Genomic DNA, 22,525 nt, shown 5'->3' with positions numbered 1-22,525 from the left:
AGCCTGAGGTGCCCGCCTGAGCTCGCCCGACCGGCCGAGCAGCGGGTAAGAAACCTCGTATGGGCACAGTTGAGACTGGTTCGGCAAGCCTTCCCGACATTTGGCAGCCGGAAATCGTCGTCGGCCTGCTCGCATCACCAGGGCCGGCTTCAGAGCTGACGGAGAGCCTGGTGCCGGAGATAGCTGGCCGGCTGCCTGAGCGACTGCCCGGCGTGCGCTGGCGGCTTGAATTCATCTCAGACCGGCTGGTTGAGCCGCCAACCGACCTTAGCGCGATAATCTCGGCGGGACGCCGGATGCTTCTTGACCGCGGCTGGCACCTGGCGGTATGCGTCACCGACCTCCCGCTGCAGACCGCGCGGAGGCCGGTGATCGCCCATGTCAGCGCCACGCACGGCGTCGCGGTCCTGTCCATGCCCGCGCTCGGCCCGGTCTCGGTGCGCAAGCGCACCGCTGAGACGATCGTCCGGCTGATCAGGCACATGCTCGGCGATATCACGCTGGCGGCGGACGCCGGGCAGCGCCGTACGCTCGATGACGGTGTAACCCGGCGGATGCGCGAACTGGGCACGCGGATAGAGCACGGGGAACCTGGCGTGGGCTTCGCCGCGCGGGTCGTCACCGGCAACATCTCGCTGCTGCTCGGCATGCTGCGCGCCAACCGTCCCTGGCGACTCGCGCTGCGGCTCATGCGCGTCCTCGCCGCCGCGTTCGCGGCCGGGGTGTTCGCGCTGGTGACCAGCGATATCTGGCGCCTCGCTTATTACCTCGGGCCGACGCGGCTCGCGGTCATCGCCGTCGGCTCGGTGGCCGCCGTCATCGTTACGATCATGGTCACCACCGGGCTGTGGGAACGGAGCCCTCATCCGGCCGCGCGCGAACAGGTCATCTTGTTCAACATCGTTACCGCGGCCACGGCGGGCATCGGAGTGGTCGTGCTGTATCTCGCACTCTTCGTCGCCATGCTCGCCTCGGCCCTCCTCCTCGTGCCAGGAGACCTTCTCGGCGTCCAACTCAGCCACCCCGCTGGCGCGGCGGACCAGATCAGGCTGGCGTGGCTGGCCACCTCGATCGCGACGCTCGGCGGAGCGCTCGGCGCCGCGCTGGAGAGCCATGAGACCGTGCGCGAGGCCGCATACACCTATCAGCCGGATGCACGGCTGGCCGCCGCCCCGCCCGAGCAGGCACCTCACCCCTGAGCACGATCGCTGCCGGGACATCGCCGTGAGGCCGAGCGACCGCGCGAGAAACTGAATGGGGGATCGCGACTAACTGAATGGGGGATGCGGCCAGGCTCCAGCCCCGGCTGTATTCCTGAGTGAGGACAGATTCCCGCGTGAGGACAGGAGGGCATCGGCGGACGCAGGCGATGATTTTCGGCGCCGGCGAGTTCGCCGTCCCGGCGTCCACCCCATGAGCCTGGGGCTCCGGCGCAACCAGCGGGCCACCCAGATCAGCGCCGCGGCACGGACGATTACCCAGCGCGCACCAGTGACCTTGACCCTGGCGCGGCACCGGGCACAGCCAACGGCCGCGTCCATAATCAGGCTGGCCACCTGCGCAGTCTTCGCCTACCTGATCGCCTTGCCGGTGCCGGAGACGTCGCCTCCCGTGCTCGCGCCGTTGACGGCGATTATTGTCCTGCAGGTCAGCATCTACCAGACGCTGTTCAGCGCGGTGCGCCGAGTCGCCGCCGTAATGGCAGGCGTCCTGATCGCGCTCGGGCTGTCCAGATGGATCGGGTTCACGTGGTGGAAGTATCGGGCTCACGATCACGCTCGGGCTCGCAGTGGGGTACGCGCTGCGGCTGCGCGAGGCCGTCCTAGAGGTCGCGATCAGCGCGATGCTCATCCTGTCGGTCGGCAGCAAGGCGGCGGCGACCAGCAGGATAACCGAGACATTGATCGGCACGGCCGCGGGGCTGATCGCCGGGTTCGTCCTCACGGCACCGCGGGTAGAGCCGGCCGAGGAAGCGATCGCGGACCTCGCCCGCACGATGGCCGACCTGCTCGACCAGATGGCGGCCGGGCTGAACGACGGGTCCGTTAACGACTCGGCGCGCGCCTGGCTCGACCGGGCTCGCGCCCTCGGCAACGAGATCAGGCGCGTGGACGAGGCACTTCAGCAGGCCGAGGAGAGCACCAGGCTCAACCCGCGCAGCATGCGGCTGCCATACAGCACAGTGACACTGCGGCAGAGCCTGGAAGCCCTGGAGCACTCGGCGGTGACGGTTCGCGTCCTTGCCCGGTCGCTCGTCGATACCACCCGGCTGGCTGGCGACGACAACTCCGTCAACGATCCTGATGTGCGCCGCGGCCTGGCCGACACGCTGCGGGAACTGTCCGCCGCCGTGCGGACCTACAGCAGCCTCGCGACCGAGTTGGACGCTCACGGTCACGAAGTGCTGAAGGCTGACCTGGAGCGTCACCTGGCCGCGGCGCGCGACGCGCAAGACCGGCTCAGCGAGCTGCTGGCGACCGCTCCGGCGGTCCGCCCGGTCGGATGGCCGTTGCGGGGCGAGCTGATCAGCCATCTCGACCGGCTCAGGTCCGAGCTTGAGGCGGGCACTCCGGACCAGCGGCCCCGGCCACGGCGCAACCGCTCCTGGCGGCCGCCGCGGCCGAGCTTGCAGCGAGTGCCGCCCGCGTTGCGCAAGCTTATGAAGTAATCGGCTCCACGGGCCCGGAGCGGGATGACCGCTATACGCGCCGGAATATCTGCACATCGCGGGCGGCGACCACGACCTTGGTTCCCGCCGGCTGCGGCTGGGAGGGCACGGGGACAACGGCGGTGTCGAAGTCCAGCCGCCACCGCTCGCCCCAGGGCCCGTCGGGGAGCAGGAACGTGACGTCCTCATAGTGAGCGGTGAAAAGCAGCAGGAAGGAGTCGTCGCTGATCCGGTGACCGTGACGATCCGGATCAGGCAGCGCGTCACCGTTGAGGAAGACGCCGAGGGATTTGGCGAATCCTGTCTGCCAGTGGTCCGGCGTCATCTCGGGCCCGTCCGGCCGGAACCACCCGATGTCGGACAATCCGGTATCGAAGACGGGGCGTCCTTCGAAGAAGTGACGCCGCCGGAAGACCGGATGCCGGCGGCGGAAGGCGACAAGCTCAGCACAGAAGTCCAGAAATTCCTTGTCAGCGTGCTCCCAGTCGAGCCAGGAAAGTTCGTTATCCTGACAGTAGGCATTGTTGTTGCCACGCTGAGAATGGCCGAGTTCGTCACCGTGCCGCAGCATGGGGACGCCCTGGCTCACCAGAAGGGTCGTTATCAGCGCGCGCCGGCGGCGCTCGCGTATCCCGAGGATCACCGGGTCGTCGGTCGGGCCCTCCGCGCCGCTGTTCCACGAGCGGTTGTCGTCGGTGCCGTCGTGGTTGTCCTCGCCGTTCGCCTCGTTGTGCTTGCTGTTGTAGGCGACCAAGTCGGCGAGAGTGAACCCGTCATGCGCAGTGACGAAATTGACGCTGGCGTAGGGGCGCCGCCCGGTCCGCGCGTACAGGTCGGAGCTGCCAGTCAACCGGTAGGCGAAATCCGGCAAGGTGTAGTCAGCGCTACGCCAGTAGTCACGGACGGTGTCGCGGTAGCGGCCGTTCCATTCCGACCACAGCGTCGGGAAATTGCCAACCTGGTAGCCGCCGTCACCGAGGTCCCACGGCTCAGCGATGAGCTTGACCTGGCTAACCACGGGATCCACCTGAATCAGGTCGAAGAACGCGGACAGGCGGTCGACCTCGTGGAACTGGCGGGCCAGGCTGGCAGCGAGGTCGAAGCGGAATCCGTCCACATGCATCTCGGTCACCCAGTAGCGCAGCGAGTCGATGATCAGCTGCAGCACGTGCGGCTGCCGCATATTCAGCGTGTTCCCGGTGCTGGGCCTGCTCGATGAGGCGGTGTCCGCGCACCTCCTCGCGGCGACACCAGACGGGCTGGCGTTCCAGCACGAATTCGTCCGGCAAGCGTAGCGCAACTGCTGCCGAAACCCATCCAGCAGGCCCTGCACTGGCAGTTCGGGCACATGCTCCTCGCGCGGGGCGGTTCGGCGGTTCCCGCGGCGCAGCACCTGCTCAACGGAGCCCGACCCGGTGACGCCATCGCCTTCGCCGGGCTTGACAGCGCCGTGGCGGAACTGCTGCCGTTCACTCCCCGGGCCGCGGCTGACCTGGCGACCCGAGCGCTCGTGCTTACCCCGCCGTCCGACCCGGAACGGTCTGCCCGCACGGCGACCACGGTCAGGACGCTGACCGCGGCGGGACAGTGGGACGCGGCGGAGACCCTGGTCCGCTCGGCACTCGCCGCGCCCCTGCCCGCGCTCGACAGCGCGGCGCTGGGATGCGCGCTGTCGTCGCTTCTCACCCTGACCGGGCGGGCCGCGGACGCGATGATCGAGGCCCAGGCCGTGCTCGCCACCCTCGACATCACACCGGACCTGCGCGACGACGCGACCATAGCCCTGCTGTGGGCGTGGGTGGGACTGCGCGGCAACAAGCAGGTCGATCAGCTGGCCGGGGCCGTCCTCGCCGAGCCAGGCGCTAAGCGCGGTGAGGTTGTGATCGCCGCGCTGGTGGCATTGGCGATGGCCGCCTGGGACGCGGGCAGGCCCACGGAGGCGCTGGACCTGGTCGCCCAGGCCGTCAGGAAAGCGGCGGAGGGATCGTACGAGGTCACCCATTTCAACCCCCGGCTTTTTCTCGCCGCGAGGCTGATCGACGTCGGCCGGGCCGACGAAGCTGCGGCGATCGTGAACTCCGTGGAATCTGTCGAGGTGTCGTCGGCGAGCCCCTGGCCGGAGGGAATCGCCGAGGCGATGCGCGCCCGGATCGCCCTGGTGACGGGCCGGCTCGACGACGCGGCGGCGCTCGCCCAGTCGGCTTCGGAGGCGACGGGGACCCACGGACCTGACGGGCTTGACGCGCTCGTGCTGCCGATCCTCGCCACCGTCGCCCTGCGCCAGGGCGATCTGCGCGCGGCCGACGACTATGCGGAGCGGCTGTCGGGTAACGGCCGCTTCCACGGATCGGCCTACCGGGAGGGCGCGGCACGCCTGGTGACAGCCCAGGTTTGCGAGGCCCGCGGCGGCCCGCGGGCCGCACTGGACATGCTGGCAGGCGTGCTGGGCGAACTGGAGGAGCACCGGTCTGTTCTGCTTGCCGATCCGGGCAACGCGCCCTGGCTGGTCCGCGTCGCCCTTGCCGCGGAAGACCGCGGGCAGGCAGCGAACATCGCCTCCGTCATCAGCGAAACGTCCCGGGCCAACCCCACGTTCACGGTCATCCGCGCGTCGGCCCACCACGCCGAAGGGCTGCTGGCTGGCGACATTCCCCGTCTGGGGCACGCGGCCTCCCAACTGCCGGACCCGTGGCTCCGCTCACGCGCGACCGAGGACCAGGGTGTCCTGCTCGCTGAGGCGGCCAAGGGGGACGAAGCCGCCCGGGCATTTGACGAGGCGCTGCGCGAGTACACGCGGTTGGGGGCAGGCAGAGACGTTGCGCGCACGCGCCGGCGACTGCGCGAGCTGGGGATACGGCACCGGCACTGGGGAACCGCGAAACGGCCCGCGGCGGGCTGGGAGAGCCTCACCGACACCGAGCTGGCTACGGCCCGCCTCGTCGCCCAGGGACTGACGAACCAGCGGATAGCCAATCAGCTGTTCATCAGCACGCACACCGTCGCGTTCCACCTGCGCCGGGTGTTCCGCAAGCTCGACATCAGGTCACGCGTCGAGCTGACCCGCATCGCGCTGGAGCAGGCCGAGGCCGGGGAGGAAGACGCTTCATGACTGCCGGAGGCGGGATCGAGAACCTGACGGAGCCGCTGCATCGGGCCGTAGCCTCTTACCGGAGCCCAGTCCTGCCACCACGACCGGCCAGGCCGCGGCCCACGCCAGCAGCCGCTCGGCCTGCGCTGCGCTAGCGCGCACCCGCAGCTCACCCAGCGGCGCGGTAGCCGGTGCGACCATCGACCTGGGCCGGCACGAGCAGGCCGACCTGGTGGTAGTGCCGCAACGTCTCCACCGTCAGCCCCGACAGCTGCGCGAACGCGCTGACACCGACCAACTCGCCTGAGTCCACTCCAGCAGTGTGCAACCCTCGGCCGCCCGAGAGTCAAAGCCGGACCGTTAGGCCCGGATCGCTCAATAGGACGCTGGCTCGGCCCGTTTGCTTGGGCAACGGGCTTGACCACGCTGGTCTCAAGAGCGCCGCGCAGATCAGCCTTTCGGGCTCGGCGTCGAAGCCCGCGCCGACGATCAGACCTTCCGTCCAATGAGGCGGCTCGCACTCAGGCTTAGTGGTGACGCCTCGTGACAGTTTGATCGTTACGAGAGCCGCTGATGACCGCATCAGCCGACGGATCCCGAGGCTGCTGGCGGGAGTCGCCCGCTGGGTTCCTGGGGCCGGAGGCTCTCAGGGACCGCCCGGCTCGCGACGGAAGAGTGCCTTGTCAGCCGTACGGCGGGGGAGGCTCATGGTCGGTATCCGGTCCGCGGTTTGCATTTCATCGGCCGAGTACCTCGCCATCCGGAACGTGGCGCGGGCCGTTCACGGCCAATCCGCCCTGTCGTGAAACTGGCTGAAATGTAACGAGGAAGGCGAATCCGAATGGATTGCCCAGGTTAATTCCACCCTATTCCCTGGCCGCGATCGGTTGCATGGTTCAGGAGTAGCCCCCCCTGCTACCTGCAGCCATAATATTGGCGCCGTCGCCCTTCAATGGCGAGCCGAAAGAGCAGTTTACGCGTCCACAAAAGACCGACCTTTAAGGAGCGGCAAATAAAATGAGGCGAATCAGGGCAATCATTGCAGCGTCAGGGCTGCTCGGGCTGGGCGTTGCCGGGTCCATCGCTGCCGCTGGCAGCGCGACGGCCGTCGGTGCCGGAGACGGCCACGGATGCGGGGACGGTCAGCGGTGCGGATATGTATACGTGAACGACAATACGACCGGGACCAACACCATCGCCGGCTTCCTCCGGCACGCCGACGGCAGTCTGAGTCCGCTGCCCGGCTCGCCGTTCCCGGCTGGCGGTGCCGGCACGGGGTCGGGCATCGGATCGCAGGGCGCGCTCCAGCAGACCAGCGATGGGCGGTACCTGCTGGCCGTCGACGCCGGCAGCAATCAGGTATCAGTGCTGAAGATTGGGTCCGGCGGCGGGCTTAGCCTGGCCGGCAGCCCGGTTTCCTCCGGCGGGACCATGCCCGTCAGCATCGCCGTGCACCAGAGCCTCGTCTACGTCGCAAACGCCGGCGGAACCCCGGACTTCACCGGTTTCACGATCAACTCAGCGGGAGTGCTGGCACCGCTTGCGGGCTCCACGGTCACCCTGCCCTCCGGATCATTGCCCGGCGACGTCCTGTTCAACGCCACCGGCGCCGTGCTCGCGGGAACGCTGGTCGACAGTTCGCAGATCGTCACGTTCACTGTCGGGTCCGGCGGGCTGCTGACGCCCGCGCCGGGCTCGCCGTTCCCGGCCCAGGCGACCGGCCCGTTCGGCAGCGAGTTCCGGCCCACCAACCCGGGCCAGCTGTTCGTCTCCAACGCACATGCCGGAGCCAACCTGGGTACCGTCTCGGCCTTCAGCGTGGCGGCCGACGGCACCCTGACTTCCATCGGAGCCTCCCCGTTCGCCGACCTGCAGACCGCGCCTTGCTGGGTCGAGATCACGCGCAACGGACGATTCCTGTTCACCGTCAACACGGCAGTTCCCAGCATCTCCAGCTATGCGATCAGCCGCGACGGCTCGCTCAGACTGCTGGGCAGCACCGTGTTCAACTTCCCGACCGGCCTAGGCCCTGAGGACGCCCGGCTCAGCCCGGACGGCAAGATCCTCTATGTCGTTGGCACCGGAGCCGGCAAGGTAAGTGGGTTCAAGGTCCGCAACGGCAGCCTGACCGAGCTGCCATCCTCACCGACATCGGTGCCGGCCGGCTCAGCGCCGTTCGGCATCGTCGTCACCGGGCTATCAAGATAGCGGTGACAGCTTCGAGGCGGCAGCGCGAACTGACAGCGAAGAACATTGCCAGTACGCGCTGCCGCCGTCGGGCGCCAGTTCACCAGTGCGGCGGTGAGCGTGATCTTCCTGACCTTTGCCGCCTGCTCCATCTTCTACGTCGTCATCCAGCTGCTCGGCGTGGCGCATAAGAAGGCCCGCAAGGACCTTGAGCCGGGGGAGTCCTGATGTCCACCAATGCCGACCGACGGCGGGCCCACCGGGCGCTGGCGGCCCAGCTGGCGGATCAGCCCGAACGGCAGGCTTGGCACCTGGCCGACCCGGATCTGCACGACAAGCTGAACAGGGCATTCACGGGCCCTCCGCACAGCTAACCTCTCGCCCGCGTGACCGCGAAGGCGATCTCCCGCGGGGCGGTGGCGGCGGTAGGCGGTTCACCTGGGGTCATCGGCGGGCGGCGGCGGCTGCTGCTTTGGCGGCCAGGACGGCGGTGGTGAGTGCGGTGATGTCGTAGCTGCCGTAGTAGCGGCGGCCGTTGACGAAGAAGGTGGGGGTGCCGGTGACGCCGCTGAGGTCGGCGGTGTCGGTGTCCTCGGCGATCCGCGCGTCGCCGGCCCGGTTGCGGAGGTACTCGGCGAATCGGCCGGTGTCGAGCCCGAGGTCGCCGGCATAGCGGGCCAGGTCGCGCGGCAGGAGGGCGTCCTGGTGCTGCAGGAGCAGGTCGTGCATTTCCCAGAACGCGTCCTGGTCCGCGGCCGCTTCCGCGGCCTCGGCGGCGAGCTGAGCGTGCGGGTGGACGTCGTTGAGCGGGAGGTGGCGCCAGACGTAGCGGACGTCGCCGTGGCCGGCGAGCAGTTCCCGCAGGGCAGGCTCGGCCTGGCCGCAGTAGGGGCACTCGAAGTCGCCGTATTCCACGATGGTGACCGGCGCCCGGGCGGGGCCGCGGATGCGGTCGCGGGCCGGGTCGACCGGGGCGCCGAGGTCGGTGATGACCTGCGCGGTGCCGAGCAGTGCGCGGACCTGCAGCCGGGCCGGCAGCAGGCCGGCGGCGCGGAAGACCAGCCAGGTGAGCGCCGGCGCGGCCGGCACGGTGGACAGGACGCCGAGCTTGGCTTCCTGCAGCTGGGTGCCGGTGAACGCGAGGGTCGCAATCAGGATGGACACCGCGAAGCCGATTCCGGCGATCGTGCCGACCCCGGCGACGGTGGCCCAGCCGACCGGCGGCCGGAGCCGTCCCCGGCTCAGGCGGGTGAGCAGCCACGACGCGCCGGTGATGCCGAGCGGCTTGCCCGCGACGTAGCCGATGAGGATGCCCAGGGTGACGGGGGAGGTGTAGGCGCGGGCGAGGAAGGCGCCGCTGAGCGGGATGCCGGCGTTGGCGAGCGCGAACAGCGGGACGATGACGTAGCTGGTCCAGGGATGGTAGAGCTGCTGGAGCCGCTCGTTCGGGGACAGTGCCGTGGCGAGCCCGGCGCGCGCTGACTGCGCGAGGCCGGGGGTTGGCTGCTCGCGGAAGCTGCGGAACAGGTCGCTCGCCCGTTCCAGGTCGGCCCGGGCCACCGGGTAGGCGACGGTCAGCAGCCCCATCACCAGGCCGACGACAACCGGGTCGACGCCGGACTCCAGGACCGCGACCCACGCCGCGGTGCCCGCAGCCGCGTAGATGACCCCGGACCGGACCCCGGCCCGGCGCAGGAGCAGGATCACGGCGAAGATCCCGGTCGCGATGCCCAGCGGGGCCAGCACGACGGCCTTGCTGTAGGCGGCGCCGATCACCACCAGCGAGATCAGGTCATCGACGACCGCGACCGACAGCAGGAACGCGCGCACCCGGCCGGGGAAGCGCGGCCCGGTCAGCGCCAGCGTCCCGAGCGCGAACGCCGAGTCCGTGGACATGGCCGCACCCCAGCCATGAGCCGCCGGGCCGCCGGAGTTGAAGGCCAGGTAGATAGTCACGGGGATGACCAGCCCGCCCAGGCCGGCCGCGACGGGCAGCGCCAGCCGGGCCCGCTCGCGCAGTTCGCCCATGTCGAACTCGCGGCGGGCCTCCAGGCCGAAGACGAAGAAGAAGAACGTCATCAGCCCGCTGTTGACCCACTCGCGCAGGTCCAGCGATACCCCGGTTCCGGCGAGGATGACCGACAGCCGGGCGCCCCACACGGCCTCATACGACGACGCGCTGATGTTCACCCAGGCCAGCGCGGCCACCGCCGTGCCCAGCAGCACCGCCGCGCTGCCGGCTTCCGTGCGCAGGAACACCTGCAGCGGCGTCTGCAGGTTCCGCGCCCACGCGGTCCGCCCGGAAAACGGGTGCACTGCAGCCGGGGGCCCATCCTCAGGCACGGCATCCTCCTCACGGCCGCGGCGACCCGCACAGCGCTGGCCAGCAGGAACGCGCCAGGCGCGGGGCTAGCTGCCCGGCCCCCGGAAAAGGCCATGCTAACTGGAGTGCCTGCCAGCCGGGTTATCAGCCGACGTCGTCGAACTGCGCCGCGCGGCGCAGCAGGCGCACGCCCGTGATACCGCACGGGGCCTGCCTGCGCGCAGCGCGGCCGGCGCTGCCTGCCGATGGCCGAGGCCGGTCGGCCGGGTCGACCAGGATAGCCGCGGCCATGTGGATGGCGTAGTTCAGCTTGCGGTTCCCGCACGCGCGACAGCCGGTAGGCCTTCCGCTTGCGAAGGAGACCTCCATTGGTCGCCGACGGGCGGGACTACCACCGCTGGTCTGGGACCAGCTGCATGTACGCCGGCGGCCGGAGGCTACTGTCACTTTGTGCCTTCCACGCGATTCGTCGTGCAGCTGCATGACGCGACGACGCTCCACTTCGACCTGCGCATCCAGGCCGGCGCGGTGCTGCGCTCCTGGGCCGTCCCGAAGGGACCGTCGCTCGATCCCGCTGTGCGGCGCCTGGCCGTTCCCGTCGAGGATCATGAGCTGTCGGCCGGCGGGTTCGAGGGGGTGCACGACGGACAGCCGCGGGGCAGCGGCGCTGTGATCATCTGGGATGAGGGACTCGCCGAGATCACCCGCGATGAGCCCGGCCACCTGGCCTTCACCCTCCACGGCAGCAAGCTGGCCGGGGGCTTCGCTCTGACTCGCACAGGCGAGCGCCGGTGGATCTTGGTTAAGACCAGGGACGCAACTGCGCGGCCTGGCTCCGACATCGTCGCCGAACGTCCGGAGAGCGTGCGCACCGGAAGGACATGGAAGGAGGTCGCCGCAGAGGCCGGGCCCAGCACGCGCGCCTTGAGGAGTCCCCGCAGCGGCACGGTCTAGTGCGGTCGACCGGCGTGCACACCACGTGCCGGCGAAGCCGCTGCCCTCCCCACAGGGGAAGATGGCCGGAAAGCGGGCCTCAAGTGCACCGATCCGGATGTGGACCTTGCCCGGCTTGATATCAGCCTCCGCACCCAGACCAGTAACCAGTACCTGTTGAACACGAGCGTTGCCGGGATAACCGCACCTAAGGAATCCCTATCGAGTGATATCAGGGCCCAGGCGCCGCTGGCCGGTTAACTTGCGATGCGGTTGCCGACTCGGCCCGGGCGGCCGCTCGCGCCCGGTAGGGGAGAAACCGCGGAGCAGCGCAAGATACGCGTCGAGCCGTGAGTAGCTCAGGCGCCCTGGTCCGTTCGGGCCGCACGGGCCAGCCGGCCGCCGATGACCGCGGCTGCCGCCGCGGCTAGCCGACGCAGTCGCCTGGCGGGTGCCGACGCCGTGGTAACGCCCGGGGTCCTGGCTGCTATGTCACGCTGGTGGCGCTGGTGCTGGTCGGCTTCTGCGAGCACCTGGCGCTGCTGCTGGCAGGCGAGCTGGGTACCGAGGTCCGGATTGATAAACATGACCTTCTCCTGCCTGTCCGGAGCGGCCCTGGTAGCTGGGCCTTTACCAGGCAGGTTCGCCCGCCCGGACAGGCGCGGGGCAGGGATCAGGTGACCCCTTTCGCGCGCGGCGGCGGCCGGGGGCAAATGACCCACACGTGACTTCAAGGGGCCGCGGACAGGCGGCGGGTTCGGGTGCTAGATCAGGCCTTCGTCCGCACGATCACCTCTTCCACCTGGGCGTCGGTGATCGTGCGCGGAACCCCCGGGCGCGGCTTGTCGTGCAGCCCGTCCAGCCGTTCGCGCAAGAACCGCGCCCGCCACCTGGTGACCGTCTTGCGGTCGACGCCCAGCCGCGCCGCGACTGCGACGTTGCTGCCGCCCTGGGCGCAGGCCAGCACGACCCGCGCCCGCAGCGCAAGGCCCTGTGCGGTACTGCGCCGCTTGACCCAGTTCTCTAAAATGCGCCGCTCGTCTTCCGACAGCACCAGCGGCTCCAGTCTCGGATCTGGCATGCCCTCAGCAGAACGCATCCGCCAGCCCGGCGAAAGCCCGGAACCGGAAACTGGGACGCGAAACCACTCGTGTGATGCCCTTTGAACTCAGGGGACCGGCACACTAGCCGTACCGCCTCAGCTACCTCGCCGGCGGCCGCGGCGGCCTGGGCGAGCTGCGCCAGGGCGAGCACCTGCCCGTCTGGATAGCCCGCCGCGCGGGCGACGGCCAGGGCACGGCGGCCATCTTCGGCTGCCTCGGCGAGCCGGTCCTGTGCCATCAGTGCAAACGACCGGCCGTTGAGGGCTTCAGCCAGCGCCCGGGATGGCGGCCGGCCCGCCACCGCGTCGCGCAGCGCGGTGAAATGCCCCAGCGCCTCGGCCGCGCCGGGCGAGTCAAGCGCTGCCCAGCCGGCCCACTCCTGCGCGGTGCACCACCCGTCGCTGCCCGGCTCGGCGCAGCCTACGGCAGCACGCAGCAGCGGGTAGACACCGCGCAGCCCGTTTCGCAGCAGCCACCACCAGCCCAGCGCGGCCACCAGCCGCAGCGCCGCGCCCGCATCGTGCGCCACGCTCCAGGCCAGCACCTGCCGCATGGTGGCATCCTCGGCCTCGAGCCAGCGCGCGGCCTGCCGCTCTTCCGCGCCAGATTGCAGGCCCGCGGCGGCCTGCTCCGCCACCCCCACCGCCCACCCGGCCAGCGCGGAAGCCGCCTGGTCCCGCTCGCCCGCCTCGGCCAGCAGCCCGGCCCCGTAGGCGCGCAGCGTCTCCAGCATCGAATACCGGGCCCGGCCATCGGGCCCGGTGCACGGCGGGGCCAGCAGCGAGCAGTCCACCAGCCGCAGCACCGCCGCCGCCGCGTCACCTGCCACCGCCTCGGCCGCCTCCAGCGTGAACCCGGCCGGGAACACCGACACCGCCCGGAACACCCGCTGCTGCTGCTCAGCGAGCAGCCGATAGCTCCACTCCACAGTGGCGGCCAGCGACCGCTGCCGGGGCGGTGCCAGCCGGTCCGCGCCGGCCAGCAGCGCGAACCGGTCATCGAGCCGGTCAAGCAGCTGGCCCACCCCCAGCGATTCGGCCCGCGCCGCCGCCAGCTCGATCGCCAACGGCATCCCGTCCAGCCGCCGCACCAGCTCAGCCACTCCCGCAGCGGCCTGCTCATCCAGCAGCAGGCCCACACCAGCGGCGCGGGCCCGGTCGGTGAACAACTCCACCGCCTCCGACCCGCTCACATCACCATCCTGGCCGGGCAGCGACAGCGGCCCCAGCCGGTACCGGGCCTCCCCGCCCACCGCCAGCGGCTCCCGGCTGGTCGCCAGCACCCGCACGTCATCGGCCGCAGCCAACAGCCCGGCGCACAACTGCGCCGCCGCGCCGATCACATGCTCGCAGTTATCCAGCATCAGCAGCAGCTGCTGGCGAGCCAGCACCCTGCCCACCGCCTCCGCCACCGGGACACCGGGCTGCTCGCGCACCCCAAGTACCGCGGCCACCACCCCCGCGACCTGGGCCGCGTCCCGCGCCGGCGCCAGCTCCACCAGCCACGCCCCGTCGGCGAACTCCCCCGCTACCCGCCGGGCCACCTCAGCGGCCAGCCGGGTCTTGCCCGACCCGCCGGACCGGTCACCGTCACCAGCCGGTACCGCTCAAGCAGCCCCGCGACCTCCCGCAGCGGCCCGTCCCGGCCGATGAACCGCGTCAGCACACCCGGGAAACCACGCACGCCACCGGCCGCGGTCACCGCAGAGTCCCTCACGCCCGTACCTTAACCGCAGGCCGTAGCGGCCGTACAGGTCACGCTGGCCGCGCGGGCGTTTACCACAGGCGGCGCCGGCACGGTCACTGTCCCTAGCCATGTCAACGACGCAGACGCCTTGGTCGGCCGCGGCGTAGACAGGGGCGGCTCCGGATAATGACCGTTATGGGCGCGGTTGCGAAGTCCTCGGGAATCCGATCTCCACGCGCGCCTAGACGGTTATTCTCCGCTCGGGCGGTTTCCTCAGGCGGCCGACGAGATCCTTGGGGTGGCTTCCGGATATTCGCGGGCAGCGCCTGACTGCTGAGTGCCGCAGAGCACTGTCAGGTACGTGCGCAACCGCCGAGCCCGCGACTGGCCGACATGCAGCCGGGCACGGATCGCACGCACTGACGGAACCCGGCCGGCCGCGACCTCTCCCGCGAACGCCAACGTGGCCTGCGCCGCCACGGCAGCGCCGATGCCCACCAGACGACGACTCTCAGGGCACGGGCGGGCCGAGTGTGGCGGCCGTACGGACGAGGGGGTCGGGCACGACCCCGAGCTGGCGCAGCAGCCGGAGCTCGTCGCCGAAGAACCACGCCTCGGAGACTAGGCCATCCTGGAGCCGCCAGATGCCGGTTTCAAGCACCTCGATCGGCCTGCCGGTCGCCGGGATGCCGAAGAGCTGGCCGGTGTGTGTGCCGCGCATCGTCCACACGGCCCACACCCGATCGCCCTTGGCGATCAGGTCCTCGATGGTGTCAACCCGATCGGAGCAGGTCCGCGCGTCGTAGCCGGCGCCGTCCTTCATGCCGGTGATGTCGGCCAGCGACGCGAACCCCCAGCGGTGACGGACCATCGCGGGGTGCATGTACTTCTTCCGCTGGCTGAACGGCGCCGACCGCAGCCGCAGCACGGTCTCGATGTTCGCCTGCTCCTCGGCCGTGTACGACCGCGGGTCGGTGCCGGTCGGGAGCAGGGCGGAGACGAGGCTATGCATGGACGAGCTCGACCTCAAGGCTGATCGTCACCGTGTCCGACACCACCGCGCCGCCGGTGTCGAGCAGCGCGCCGAACGACACGCCGAAGTCCTTGCGATTGATCGTCGTCGTCGCGGAGAACCCGGCCCTGGTCGCGCCGCGGTGGGAGATCACGCCGCCGAACGTGGCGATGAGGGTGGCCGGCCTGCTGACGCCCTTGATGGTCAGCACGCCGGGGATCTTCCAGTTGCCGTCGGCGCCGTCCTCGGCCGGCTCGGAGGTGAACCTGATGACCGGGAACTTCGCGGCGTCGAGGAAGTCGGCCGAGCGGATCAGCTCGTCCCGCTTGGGGTGCCCGGAGGCCACGCTCGACACGTCGATCGAGACCGTTACCGTGGCGGCGAGCGGGTCTCCGTCTGGCACCTTCACCTCGCCGCTGACGGCGGCGAACCGGCCGGTCACCCGGGCAACGGTCATGTGGCGGACGGCGAACTCGACGAGGGTGTGCGCCGCGTCGATGGTCCAGGTGCCAGGCTCAAGTGGTGCGGTTGTCATGAGTGAATGTCCTCTCGTGGGCGGGGCTGGTCAGTCGCTGAACGCGTGCGAGGCGGCGACGCCGCGCGCGGCGGCGACCGGGCCGGAGAACCTCGGCATCACCGAGTCGATGAACCGGCGCAGCGACGCGGCGGCCAACGCCGGGTTGAGCTGGCCGTAGATGAAGACCAGGGTCAGGTGGTCGACCCCGGCGGCCTGGTACTCGGCGATCGATTTCGCCACGGTCTCCGGGCCGCCGACGATCATCGCCTTGTTCAGGAATCCTTCCCTGTCGACGGCGGAGACGCCGACGATGCTGTTCTTGAACCCCGCGCCCTCCGCGCTGCCGCCGAAGGACTTTGACGACTGCGCGGCCAGGTAGTTGAGCGGCTCGTCGACGTCCGCCATCGCCTGCTCGTCGGACTCCGCGACGTAGATCATCTTCTGCACCATCGACCACTCGCGGCAGAAGGCCAGCGTGGCCCCGTCGTGCCCGGCCGCGTCCAGCGTCGCGTGGTAGAGCGCGAGTTTCCGCGCCGTCTCCTGCGCCGCCTCGCGGGCGGTCATCAGCGCCCAGCCACGCCTCGCGGTGCTCACGATTCCCTCGTCGGACAGCGACGCCCGCCCGAAGCGGGGATGCGGTCTGGTATACGAACCCGGCATGATCCGCCTAGTCAGCACGCCGGCCGAGTGCGATGTCGAGTACGGAAGCTCCGGGTCGTCATCCTCCTTGGCCATCGCCGCCAGGGCGATGTCGATGACCTCTTCCATGAGAGCATTGCGCTGCACGGGGTCGCGGCCGAGGCCCTTGTACTCCTGCGGCGACCCGCCGGTGCCGACGCCGATCACGCACCGGCCGCGGGTGAGCAGGTCGAGGGTGTTGACCGCCTCGGCGAAGTTCATCGGGTTCCAGAGCGCAGGCACGGCGACCGACAGCACCACGTGCGCGCTCTGGAGCTGCGGCGCCAGGTACGCGCCAAAGGTGAACGGGTTGCCGTAGGTGTTGTAGCCGGTGAAGTGATGCTCGGTCAGGCACACGCCGGCGAAGCCGGACCGGTCCGCGAGCACGGCCTGCGCGGTGATGGCGTCGATGACGTCCAGGTCGTGCGCGGGGCCGGGCGACTGAGCGTTCAGGTAAATCGAGAATCGCATAAACGTTTCCCTCGGTGATAGGACGAGCGCGTTGAATTGATCCGCGCCGCACCAGGCCAGCCTGTTGGCACCTCAAATTCAACAGCGCGCTTCGCATACGGGCAACAGGAAAGCGTGTGCAGTTCTGCACAATTGATTTCGCCGTGTATTTCTGCACACACGCTTGCCGGCCGAGAAGCACCCGCCTCATGCTGGCTGCAGCAAGGCAATATCAGACGGACGGAGGACGATATGAGCGCGTGGAAAAATTCGGCGTTCGTGGATTGCATGTCGATGTCAGCCCCGGTCAACCTGGCCGGCTACGGCGTCGCACCCGATCATTTCCGTTCCCTGGCCGCGTCGCTCCCGACCGGCGTCGCCGTGATTACCACGGCGGGCGCGGACGATGAGCCGCTTGGCATGACCTGCGGAACCCTCTGCTCGCTCTCGTGCGAGCCGCCCCTGCTGCTGGCCTGCGTCGGGCTGGGCTCACGGACGCTGACCGCCCTGTGGGCCCGCAAGTCGTTCGTGGTCAACGTCCTGGCGGCCGACGCCGAGCGCCTCGCGTCGCGTTTTGCGGGTCAGGTGCGCGATAAGTTCGCCGGAGTCGAGTGGGCCACCGGCAAGCACGGCCTGCCCGTGCTGCTCGAAGGCATCGTCGCGCACGCGGAATGCGAGCTCTACCAGGTGGTCGACGCCGGCGATCACGCCATCGTGATGGGCCTTATCCTCGACGGCGCGCATCGGCTCGACGTCAGCCCGCTGATGTATTTCAGGCGCGCCTATTCCGGTTTTCCCGTCGGTTAACCGGACGAGCCGGATTTCCTTTTCAGCCGCTCGATATCGAGGATCACTACGGTCTTCTGCTCAAGCCGCACGATGGACCTGGCCGCGAGCTCGGAGAGGGCCTTGTTGACGCTCTCCCGCGACGCGCCGATGTGCTGCGCGAGCTGCTCCTGTGTGAGGTCGTGATGCACGCGCACCCCGTCTGGCACAGGGTCGCCGAACCGCTCCGCCATATCGATCAGGGTCCGGGCCACCCGCCGCGGCACGTCGCCGAACAGCAGGTTCTCAAGCGTGTCGTTAACCCGGCGTAGCCGCCTGGCGAGCAGCCGCAGGAAGTGCCACGCCGCCTCGGGCTCCGCCGCAAGCCACTCCTTCATGGCCGACGCGGTGAACTCCGCGATCTCCACGTCCGTGATCGCGGTCGCGGTGGCCTTCCTCGGTGCGGGATCGAAGAGCGTCAGCTCACCGAACAGGTCACCGGGACCGAGCAGCGTGAGCAGGTTCTCCCTTCCCGGGTCGGCTGGCCGGGTCATCCGCACCTTCCCGTGCAGGATCACGTACATCGACGCGCCCGGCTCGCCCTGGCGGAAGATCACGTCGCCGCGCGGGATGTCGCTGCACTCCGCGACTGCGTATAGCCGCTCCGCCGCGTCGGCGGGCAGTCCCTGGAACAGCACTGTTCCGGCGAGAACCTTGTCCATGAAAACTCCAGACCCATACCTGTTTCTCTCGGGCATCATGCACCTGACCTGGCAGACTTGGCCAGGCACGACTGCACGAAATCGCTCTGGCTGAGTGAGTAAGCCGCTCCCGTTCGGGATTCGCTGCTTTGATCTTGATGTTCGTGCGCGAAGCACGAACCGGGGCGGGCCATGTCAGGCGCTTTCCCGCACCGCCCGCCCCGGCGCCTCACTCAGTCACCCAGATACGCCTGCAGGACCCTCGGGTCGGCCTGTACCTGCGCCGGGGAGCCGGCCACGATGGGGGCGCCCTGGTTCAGCACGATGATCGGGTCGCAGACGCGCATCACGAAGTTCATGTCGTGCTCCACGATCAGGAATGTCACGCCCCGGTCGTGCCGGTCGCGGATGTGCCGCTCCATTGTCTCGATCATCACCGGGTTGACGCCGGCCGTCGGCTCGTCGAGCATGACCAGCCGGGGGTCGGAGATCAGGGCCGCGGCGAAGTCGAGGAGCTTGCGCTGCCCGTAGGACAGGGCCGACGCCTTCTTCCCCGCGTGCTCGGCGAGGTTGAACTCGCTGAGCATGTCCATGGCCTGCTCGCGGTCCCGGTCCGTGACGCGGCGGCCGAACAGGGCACGGACGTCCCGGCGCGCCGCCACCACCAGATTCTCGAGGACGGTCAACTCGGGGAACACCCGGGCCTGCTGGAATGTCCTGGTCAGGCCCGCCTGGTACATCCGGCGGGGGTCCGGCCGCGGGTGCCGCGTGCCGGCGAAGCGGACCTCGCCCGAGGTCGCGGCGAGGTACCCGGTGATGATGTTGAACGCCGTTGTCTTGCCGGACCCGTTGGGACCGATCAGGCCGGTGATGGTGTGCGGTGCCACCGCGATCGAGCACTCCCTGACGGCGTGCACTCCGCCGAAGCTGCGGTGCAGGCCGCGCACGTCGAGCAGCGGCGGGTGCGGCGCATGCCGGCCGGCCGGGGTTTCGCTCACCGGGCCGCTCCAGCGGGTGCGGGTTGCTGCGGGTCGGGTGCGGTCGCGGACGCGACGGATGCCTTGGCCCGACGGCTCCTGATCCACTCGCCGAGCGACGGGACGACGCCGCGCGGCAGCAGCAGGATCACGACGAGGAAGATCGCCGCGTACGAGACCAGGTACAGGTCGCTCGCGCCGAGACGGAACGCGAAGTACTGCTGCGCGGGAACCACGATGAGCGCGCCGATCGTCGGCCCCCACAGGGTGCCCTTGCCGCCGAGGAATGCGGTCAGCGCGGTGCCGACCATGACGAGCGGGTCGATCGCGTACTGCGGCTCGATGAACGTCAGGTAGTAGGCCCAGACGCCGCCCGCCATCGCGGTGATCGCGACGGAGACCGCGAAGGCGCCGATCTTCAGCGGCTGGGTCGGCACGCCGAGGCCGCGGGCCTTCTCCTCGTCCTCGCGTAGCGCCGTGAGCGACAGCCCGAGCCGCGACCGGCGCACCGTCTCGAAGATCACGACGCACAGCGCGAGCAGGATCAGCATCGCCCAGTAGAACGGCCGCTCGAACCAGGACGCGGGGAACGGCGGCGCGGCGACCGCAAGCCCTTGCGAGCCGCCGGTGAGGCCGGTCAGGTTGAACGCGAGCGTCTGCACCATGAACAGCAGCGTGATCGTGACGATCGCGAACGTCACGTGCCTGGTGCGGAGGATCAGCCAGCCGATGGGCAGCGCTGCCACGCCGACGGCAAGCCCGATCGGGATCGTTAGCACGAAGGGGCCGTAGCCGCCGAGTGATGCCGCGCTCGGCCCGGTCCACAGCGCGAGCGAGTAGGCGCCGATGCCGAAGAACGCCGCGTGGGCCAGCGAGATGTAGCCGGTGTAGCCCGCCAGGAGGTTCCACGACGAGGCGAGCACCGCGTACAGGAGGCCGAGCACGGCCAGGTTCAGCTGCCACGACGTTGTCATCACGAACGGCAGGCAGGCGAACAGCGCGAGCGGGATGACAACCCGGACGAGCCACGAGTCCGCGCGCGGTGCGAGCCGTTTCATAGCGCACCTCGTTCCACCACGCCGAAGATGCCCTGCGGCCGCACCAGCAGCACGACCATGAGCACGACGAGGAAGGTGAACGGCGCCCAGACCGGGCTGACCGTGGCCGCGACCACCGCCTCGGCCACACCGAGGGCGAGAGAGCCGACGACCGCGCCGATGACGCTGCCGAGGCCGCCGAGCACGATGATGGACAGCAGCCGGGACACCAGGTCGTAGGAGCTGTTCGCGTTGAACGGGTAGATGAGCCCGAACACCGCGCCCGACGCCCCGGCCAGGGAGATGCCCAGGCCCATCCCGAGCGCGCCGATCCGTTCCGTGTCCACCCCGAGGAGCCGGGCGGACGTCGGGTTCTGCACCGTCGCCCGGACAGCCCGGCCGAAGCCGGTCTTGTTCAGCACCAGCCACAGGGCGCCGAGCAGTACCACCGCGAGCGCGAAAGCGAGCACCCGCACCACGGAAAGCGTGTAGCCGCCGACGGTCCACGAGGAGTTCGCGTACGAGGTGGTGATGGAGCGGTATTCGCTCGAGTACACCAGGTCGAGGATGCCCTCGATGCCGACCGCGAGCGCGAACATGATCAGCAGGGTCTGCTCGAAGCCTGCCTCCGTCCTGTTCCGCTTCACCGGGCGGATAAAGGCAAGCTGGATTCCCACGCCGACCGCGAACATGACCGGTATGACGATTACCAGCGTCAGGAACGGGTCGATGCCCAGCTTCTGGTGCACGGTGTAGGACAGGTAGGCCGACAGGATCACCAGCATGCCCTGCGCCACGTTCACCACTCGCATAACGCCGAACACCAGCGTCTGGCCGGTTGACATCAGTGCGTACACCCCGCCGGTGAGGATGCCGAGAATGAGTGCTTGCAGGAAGGTGTGCACCGATTACCCTCCCCAGGCCGGCTTGGCGATCTCCGGCGCGTGCGCGGCGTCCGCCGCGGGGTAGACCGGGACGAGCTCGTGATTGATCCACTGGAGTAGCAGGCCCGAGGTGCCGTTGGTGGCGCCGTCGGCGTCCCAGGACAGGCTGCCCTCGATCGTGTCGAATGTCCCCGCGTGCAGTGTTGCGATGATCGTGGCGTTGTCGACCTTGCCGGTCTTCTGCGCGACCTCCTGAACGAGCTGGCCACACGCGTACGCCTCGGCCGACGTCGAGTCGATCTGTCCGGCCGTCCCGCCGTAGGCGGCGAGGTATGCCTTGATGAAGTCCGCGTTGCCCGGACGGCTCGCCATCGGCGTCCAGTCGTTGGCAGTGAAGATGCCGTCGACGTTGCCCATGCCGACCTGGGCGGGGAAGTTCACCGGGTCGGAGGCGTCGTTGGGCATGAACAGGATCTTCGGGCTGAGCTTCTGCTGCACGAAGTCCTTGACGGTCTCATATCCGTCCTCGCCCTGCGTGCCGTCGACCACCAGGTCGGGTTTGGCGGCGACGACCCGCGCGACGACCGGGCCGAGGTCGGCCTGCTCCGACGGGTAGGTCTGGTCGAGCACGGTCTTGACCCCGGCTGCCTGGAGCTTTTGCCGGACCAGTTCCACCACTGGGGCGGCGAACGGGTTGTCGACGCTGGAGTAGGCGGCGGTCTGCGGCCGCTGGCCTGGTGGGAGGGACAAGATGTAGTCGGCGAATGAGACGCCGAGGTCGAGCACCGGGGCCGGCTGCGCGAGGAACAGGTTGTGCAGGTGGAGCGCGAACACTGTGGGCGCTCCCCCGGCCGGCTCGATGAACGCGTAGCCGTAGCGCGCCGCGACGCGCGCCGCCGGGACGGTCAGCAGCGAGGAGACGGGGCCGAACACCAGGTCGACGTGGTCCTGGTTGATCAGGGACTCGTAGTTGGTGACCACCTGGGTGGCACTCGTGGTGTCGTCGACGATCTTGAGCTGGACCTGGCGGCCGAGGATGCCGCCTGACTTGTTGACCTGGCTTGCCCAGAGCTCGTAGCCCTTCTCCGCGGCCTTGCCGGTGTCGCCGAAGTCGCCGGTCAGGGAGAGGGAGATGCCGATGACAAGTGGCGCCTTGGTGCCCGCCTGCGTGCCTGCGCCGCCGGTGGCCCCGGTGCCGCCGGTGCCGCCGGCGTGGCCCGGTGCGGAGCAGGCGGCCGCGCCCGCCACGAGCGCCGCGGCCGCGAGTAGCGCGGGCAGCGTCCTCTTCGACGCAATGCGTCTGCGCATGCTGTGCCTCCAGTACATAACGAAGAATGGCAGCTAGTGCCTTGTTACGCTCACTCACAATTTCGGCCCAGGCAAGGCGGTGTTAAAAATTCCACAACGGTAAGCCGAGGGCGTTGGCGTGTTGAAAATTCCACACGCGCCCGCCCGCCCAGCAAACCGGCGGGATCTTGACTCCCTTGCTCAGCCTGGCCTAACATCAGCGCAATCG

24 protein-coding genes and 1 pseudogene are annotated in these 22,525 nt (G+C 69.5%); 9 read left to right on the top strand and 16 right to left on the bottom strand.

Annotated features, from left to right (window positions below):
• Positions 1–59: 59 nt before the first annotated feature.
• The 3 genes and pseudogenes from EAS64_RS31645 to EAS64_RS46280 all read left to right on the top strand — a co-directional run bounded on the left by EAS64_RS31645 (position 60) and on the right by EAS64_RS46280 (position 2,668).
• Positions 60–1,199, top strand: a complete 1,140-nt coding sequence (locus EAS64_RS31645) for a hypothetical protein (protein ID WP_145858973.1) — start codon at positions 60–62, stop codon at positions 1,197–1,199.
• 214 nt (positions 1,200–1,413) lie between these two features.
• Positions 1,414–1,746, top strand: a pseudogene (locus EAS64_RS47695) (aromatic acid exporter family protein); the annotation flags it as partial.
• A 43-nt stretch (positions 1,747–1,789) separates the two neighbouring features.
• Positions 1,790–2,668, top strand: coding sequence for a hypothetical protein (locus EAS64_RS46280; protein ID WP_246115935.1), 879 nt, complete (start codon positions 1,790–1,792; stop codon positions 2,666–2,668).
• Between the two features lie 31 nt (positions 2,669–2,699).
• On the opposite strand, the gene EAS64_RS31630 is transcribed toward EAS64_RS46280, so the two are convergent.
• Positions 2,700–3,851 (bottom strand): GlgX family protein, encoded by a 1,152-nt coding sequence (locus EAS64_RS31630; RefSeq protein ID WP_145858967.1) that lies wholly within the window; start codon positions 3,849–3,851, stop codon positions 2,700–2,702.
• A 165-nt stretch (positions 3,852–4,016) separates the two neighbouring features.
• Between EAS64_RS31630 and EAS64_RS31625 the strand changes: the two genes are divergently transcribed.
• The gene (locus tag EAS64_RS31625) at positions 4,017–5,777 is read left to right on the top strand and encodes a helix-turn-helix transcriptional regulator (protein WP_145858965.1); all 1,761 of its coding nucleotides are present in this window, start codon (positions 4,017–4,019) and stop codon (positions 5,775–5,777) included.
• Between the two features lie 148 nt (positions 5,778–5,925).
• Here EAS64_RS31625 and EAS64_RS31620 read toward each other — a convergent pair whose 3' ends face one another.
• Positions 5,926–6,069 carry a MerR family DNA-binding transcriptional regulator gene (locus tag EAS64_RS31620; protein ID WP_246115934.1) on the bottom strand — a complete coding sequence of 48 codons (144 nt, stop codon included), beginning with the start codon at positions 6,067–6,069 and terminating at the stop codon, positions 5,926–5,928.
• An 851-nt stretch (positions 6,070–6,920) separates the two neighbouring features.
• On the opposite strand from EAS64_RS31620, the gene EAS64_RS31615 reads away from it, so the two are divergent.
• Genes EAS64_RS31615 through EAS64_RS43995 form a run of 3 tightly spaced genes read left to right on the top strand, consistent with a single transcriptional unit; the run spans position 6,921 to position 8,317 of the window.
• Positions 6,921–7,964 carry a lactonase family protein gene (locus EAS64_RS31615; protein WP_145858961.1) on the top strand — a complete coding sequence of 348 codons (1,044 nt, stop codon included), beginning with the start codon at positions 6,921–6,923 and terminating at the stop codon, positions 7,962–7,964.
• Between the two features lie 45 nt (positions 7,965–8,009).
• A complete protein-coding gene (locus EAS64_RS44000; protein ID WP_187366312.1) occupies positions 8,010–8,171 on the top strand; it encodes a hypothetical protein in 162 nt (53 codons plus the stop codon).
• Positions 8,171–8,317 (top strand): hypothetical protein, encoded by a 147-nt coding sequence (locus EAS64_RS43995; protein ID WP_187366311.1) that lies wholly within the window; start codon positions 8,171–8,173, stop codon positions 8,315–8,317. Before EAS64_RS44000 ends, EAS64_RS43995 begins: the two co-directional genes overlap by 1 nt.
• Positions 8,318–8,387: 70 nt before the next feature.
• On the opposite strand, the gene nhaA is transcribed toward EAS64_RS43995, so the two are convergent.
• Complete coding sequence (gene nhaA, locus EAS64_RS31610) at positions 8,388–10,286, bottom strand: Na+/H+ antiporter NhaA (RefSeq protein WP_246115933.1); 1,899 nt, start codon at positions 10,284–10,286, stop codon at positions 8,388–8,390.
• A gap of 124 nt (positions 10,287–10,410) precedes the next feature.
• Positions 10,411–10,557: a hypothetical protein gene (locus EAS64_RS43990; protein WP_187366310.1), complete on the bottom strand. Its 147-nt coding sequence runs from the start codon at positions 10,555–10,557 to the stop codon at positions 10,411–10,413.
• 159 nt (positions 10,558–10,716) lie between these two features.
• Here EAS64_RS43990 and EAS64_RS31605 point away from each other — a divergent pair, with 159 nt between their 5' ends.
• Positions 10,717–11,220 (top strand): DNA polymerase ligase N-terminal domain-containing protein, encoded by a 504-nt coding sequence (locus tag EAS64_RS31605; protein WP_145858960.1) that lies wholly within the window; start codon positions 10,717–10,719, stop codon positions 11,218–11,220.
• A gap of 338 nt (positions 11,221–11,558) precedes the next feature.
• Here EAS64_RS31605 and EAS64_RS31600 read toward each other — a convergent pair whose 3' ends face one another.
• The 7 genes from EAS64_RS31600 to EAS64_RS31570 all read right to left on the bottom strand — a co-directional run bounded on the left by EAS64_RS31600 (position 11,559) and on the right by EAS64_RS31570 (position 16,666).
• On the bottom strand, positions 11,559–11,786 hold the full coding sequence (locus EAS64_RS31600; RefSeq protein ID WP_145858958.1) for a hypothetical protein: 228 nt from the start codon (positions 11,784–11,786) through the stop codon (positions 11,559–11,561).
• A 182-nt stretch (positions 11,787–11,968) separates the two neighbouring features.
• Entirely contained in the window at positions 11,969–12,253 is a 285-nt protein-coding gene (locus EAS64_RS31595; RefSeq protein WP_222849754.1) for a helix-turn-helix domain-containing protein, read from the bottom strand.
• A complete protein-coding gene (locus EAS64_RS31590; protein WP_145858957.1) occupies positions 12,223–13,845 on the bottom strand; it encodes an ATP-binding protein in 1,623 nt (540 codons plus the stop codon). Before EAS64_RS31590 ends, EAS64_RS31595 begins: the two co-directional genes overlap by 31 nt.
• Positions 13,830–14,018, bottom strand: coding sequence for a hypothetical protein (locus EAS64_RS31585; protein ID WP_145858955.1), 189 nt, complete (start codon positions 14,016–14,018; stop codon positions 13,830–13,832). Before EAS64_RS31585 ends, EAS64_RS31590 begins: the two co-directional genes overlap by 16 nt.
• A gap of 481 nt (positions 14,019–14,499) precedes the next feature.
• Positions 14,500–15,000 carry an ester cyclase gene (locus tag EAS64_RS31580; protein ID WP_145858954.1) on the bottom strand — a complete coding sequence of 167 codons (501 nt, stop codon included), beginning with the start codon at positions 14,998–15,000 and terminating at the stop codon, positions 14,500–14,502.
• Entirely contained in the window at positions 14,993–15,535 is a 543-nt protein-coding gene (locus EAS64_RS31575) for a YceI family protein (protein WP_145858952.1), read from the bottom strand. The genes EAS64_RS31580 and EAS64_RS31575 overlap by 8 nt, the downstream gene beginning before the upstream one ends.
• Before the next feature lie 30 nt (positions 15,536–15,565).
• Positions 15,566–16,666 (bottom strand): LLM class flavin-dependent oxidoreductase, encoded by a 1,101-nt coding sequence (locus EAS64_RS31570; RefSeq protein ID WP_145858951.1) that lies wholly within the window; start codon positions 16,664–16,666, stop codon positions 15,566–15,568.
• Between the two features lie 114 nt (positions 16,667–16,780).
• On the opposite strand from EAS64_RS31570, the gene EAS64_RS31565 reads away from it, so the two are divergent.
• A complete protein-coding gene (locus EAS64_RS31565) occupies positions 16,781–17,452 on the top strand; it encodes a flavin reductase family protein (protein WP_145858949.1) in 672 nt (223 codons plus the stop codon).
• Here EAS64_RS31565 and EAS64_RS31560 read toward each other — a convergent pair.
• From EAS64_RS31560 to EAS64_RS31540, 5 genes are all read right to left on the bottom strand, one after another.
• Positions 17,449–18,132 carry a Crp/Fnr family transcriptional regulator gene (locus EAS64_RS31560; RefSeq protein ID WP_145858947.1) on the bottom strand — a complete coding sequence of 228 codons (684 nt, stop codon included), beginning with the start codon at positions 18,130–18,132 and terminating at the stop codon, positions 17,449–17,451. The genes EAS64_RS31565 and EAS64_RS31560 overlap by 4 nt on opposite strands.
• A 212-nt stretch (positions 18,133–18,344) precedes the next feature.
• Positions 18,345–19,109, bottom strand: coding sequence for an ABC transporter ATP-binding protein (locus tag EAS64_RS31555; protein ID WP_187366309.1), 765 nt, complete (start codon positions 19,107–19,109; stop codon positions 18,345–18,347).
• Positions 19,106–20,146, bottom strand: a complete 1,041-nt coding sequence (locus EAS64_RS31550; protein WP_145858943.1) for a branched-chain amino acid ABC transporter permease — start codon at positions 20,144–20,146, stop codon at positions 19,106–19,108. Before EAS64_RS31550 ends, EAS64_RS31555 begins: the two co-directional genes overlap by 4 nt.
• Positions 20,143–21,030, bottom strand: a complete 888-nt coding sequence (locus EAS64_RS31545) for a branched-chain amino acid ABC transporter permease (protein WP_145858941.1) — start codon at positions 21,028–21,030, stop codon at positions 20,143–20,145. The genes EAS64_RS31550 and EAS64_RS31545 overlap by 4 nt, the downstream gene beginning before the upstream one ends.
• A 3-nt stretch (positions 21,031–21,033) precedes the next feature.
• Complete coding sequence (locus EAS64_RS31540) at positions 21,034–22,317, bottom strand: amino acid ABC transporter substrate-binding protein (protein ID WP_187366308.1); 1,284 nt, start codon at positions 22,315–22,317, stop codon at positions 21,034–21,036.
• Positions 22,318–22,525 lie beyond the last annotated feature (208 nt).

The sequence above is a fragment of the Trebonia kvetii genome (assembly GCF_007827045.1).
Lineage (GTDB): Bacteria > Actinomycetota > Actinomycetes > Streptosporangiales > Streptosporangiaceae > Trebonia > Trebonia kvetii.
The sequence above is the reverse complement of the archived record's forward strand: the minus strand, read 5'-3'. Positions and strand labels throughout refer to the sequence as shown.

Bases quoted from the DNA above. Each gene is read 5' to 3' on its own strand.
- EAS64_RS31540 (WP_187366308.1), bottom strand. From the start codon at position 22,317: ATGCGCAGACGCATTGCGTCGAAGAGGACGCTGCCCGCGCTACTCGCG.
- EAS64_RS31645 (WP_145858973.1), top strand. From the start codon at position 60: ATGGGCACAGTTGAGACTGGTTCGGCAAGCCTTCCCGACATTTGGCAG.
- EAS64_RS31560 (WP_145858947.1), bottom strand. From the start codon at position 18,132: ATGGACAAGGTTCTCGCCGGAACAGTGCTGTTCCAGGGACTGCCCGCC.
- EAS64_RS43990 (WP_187366310.1), bottom strand. From the start codon at position 10,557: ATGGCCGCGGCTATCCTGGTCGACCCGGCCGACCGGCCTCGGCCATCG.
- EAS64_RS43995 (WP_187366311.1), top strand. From the start codon at position 8,171: ATGTCCACCAATGCCGACCGACGGCGGGCCCACCGGGCGCTGGCGGCC.
- EAS64_RS31600 (WP_145858958.1), bottom strand. From the start codon at position 11,786: ATGTTTATCAATCCGGACCTCGGTACCCAGCTCGCCTGCCAGCAGCAG.
- EAS64_RS31575 (WP_145858952.1), bottom strand. From the start codon at position 15,535: ATGACAACCGCACCACTTGAGCCTGGCACCTGGACCATCGACGCGGCG.
- EAS64_RS31570 (WP_145858951.1), bottom strand. From the start codon at position 16,666: ATGCGATTCTCGATTTACCTGAACGCTCAGTCGCCCGGCCCCGCGCAC.
- EAS64_RS31580 (WP_145858954.1), bottom strand. From the start codon at position 15,000: ATGCATAGCCTCGTCTCCGCCCTGCTCCCGACCGGCACCGACCCGCGG.
- EAS64_RS31630 (WP_145858967.1), bottom strand. From the start codon at position 3,851: ATGCGGCAGCCGCACGTGCTGCAGCTGATCATCGACTCGCTGCGCTAC.
- EAS64_RS31625 (WP_145858965.1), top strand. From the start codon at position 4,017: ATGCTCCTCGCGCGGGGCGGTTCGGCGGTTCCCGCGGCGCAGCACCTG.
- EAS64_RS31550 (WP_145858943.1), bottom strand. From the start codon at position 20,146: ATGAAACGGCTCGCACCGCGCGCGGACTCGTGGCTCGTCCGGGTTGTC.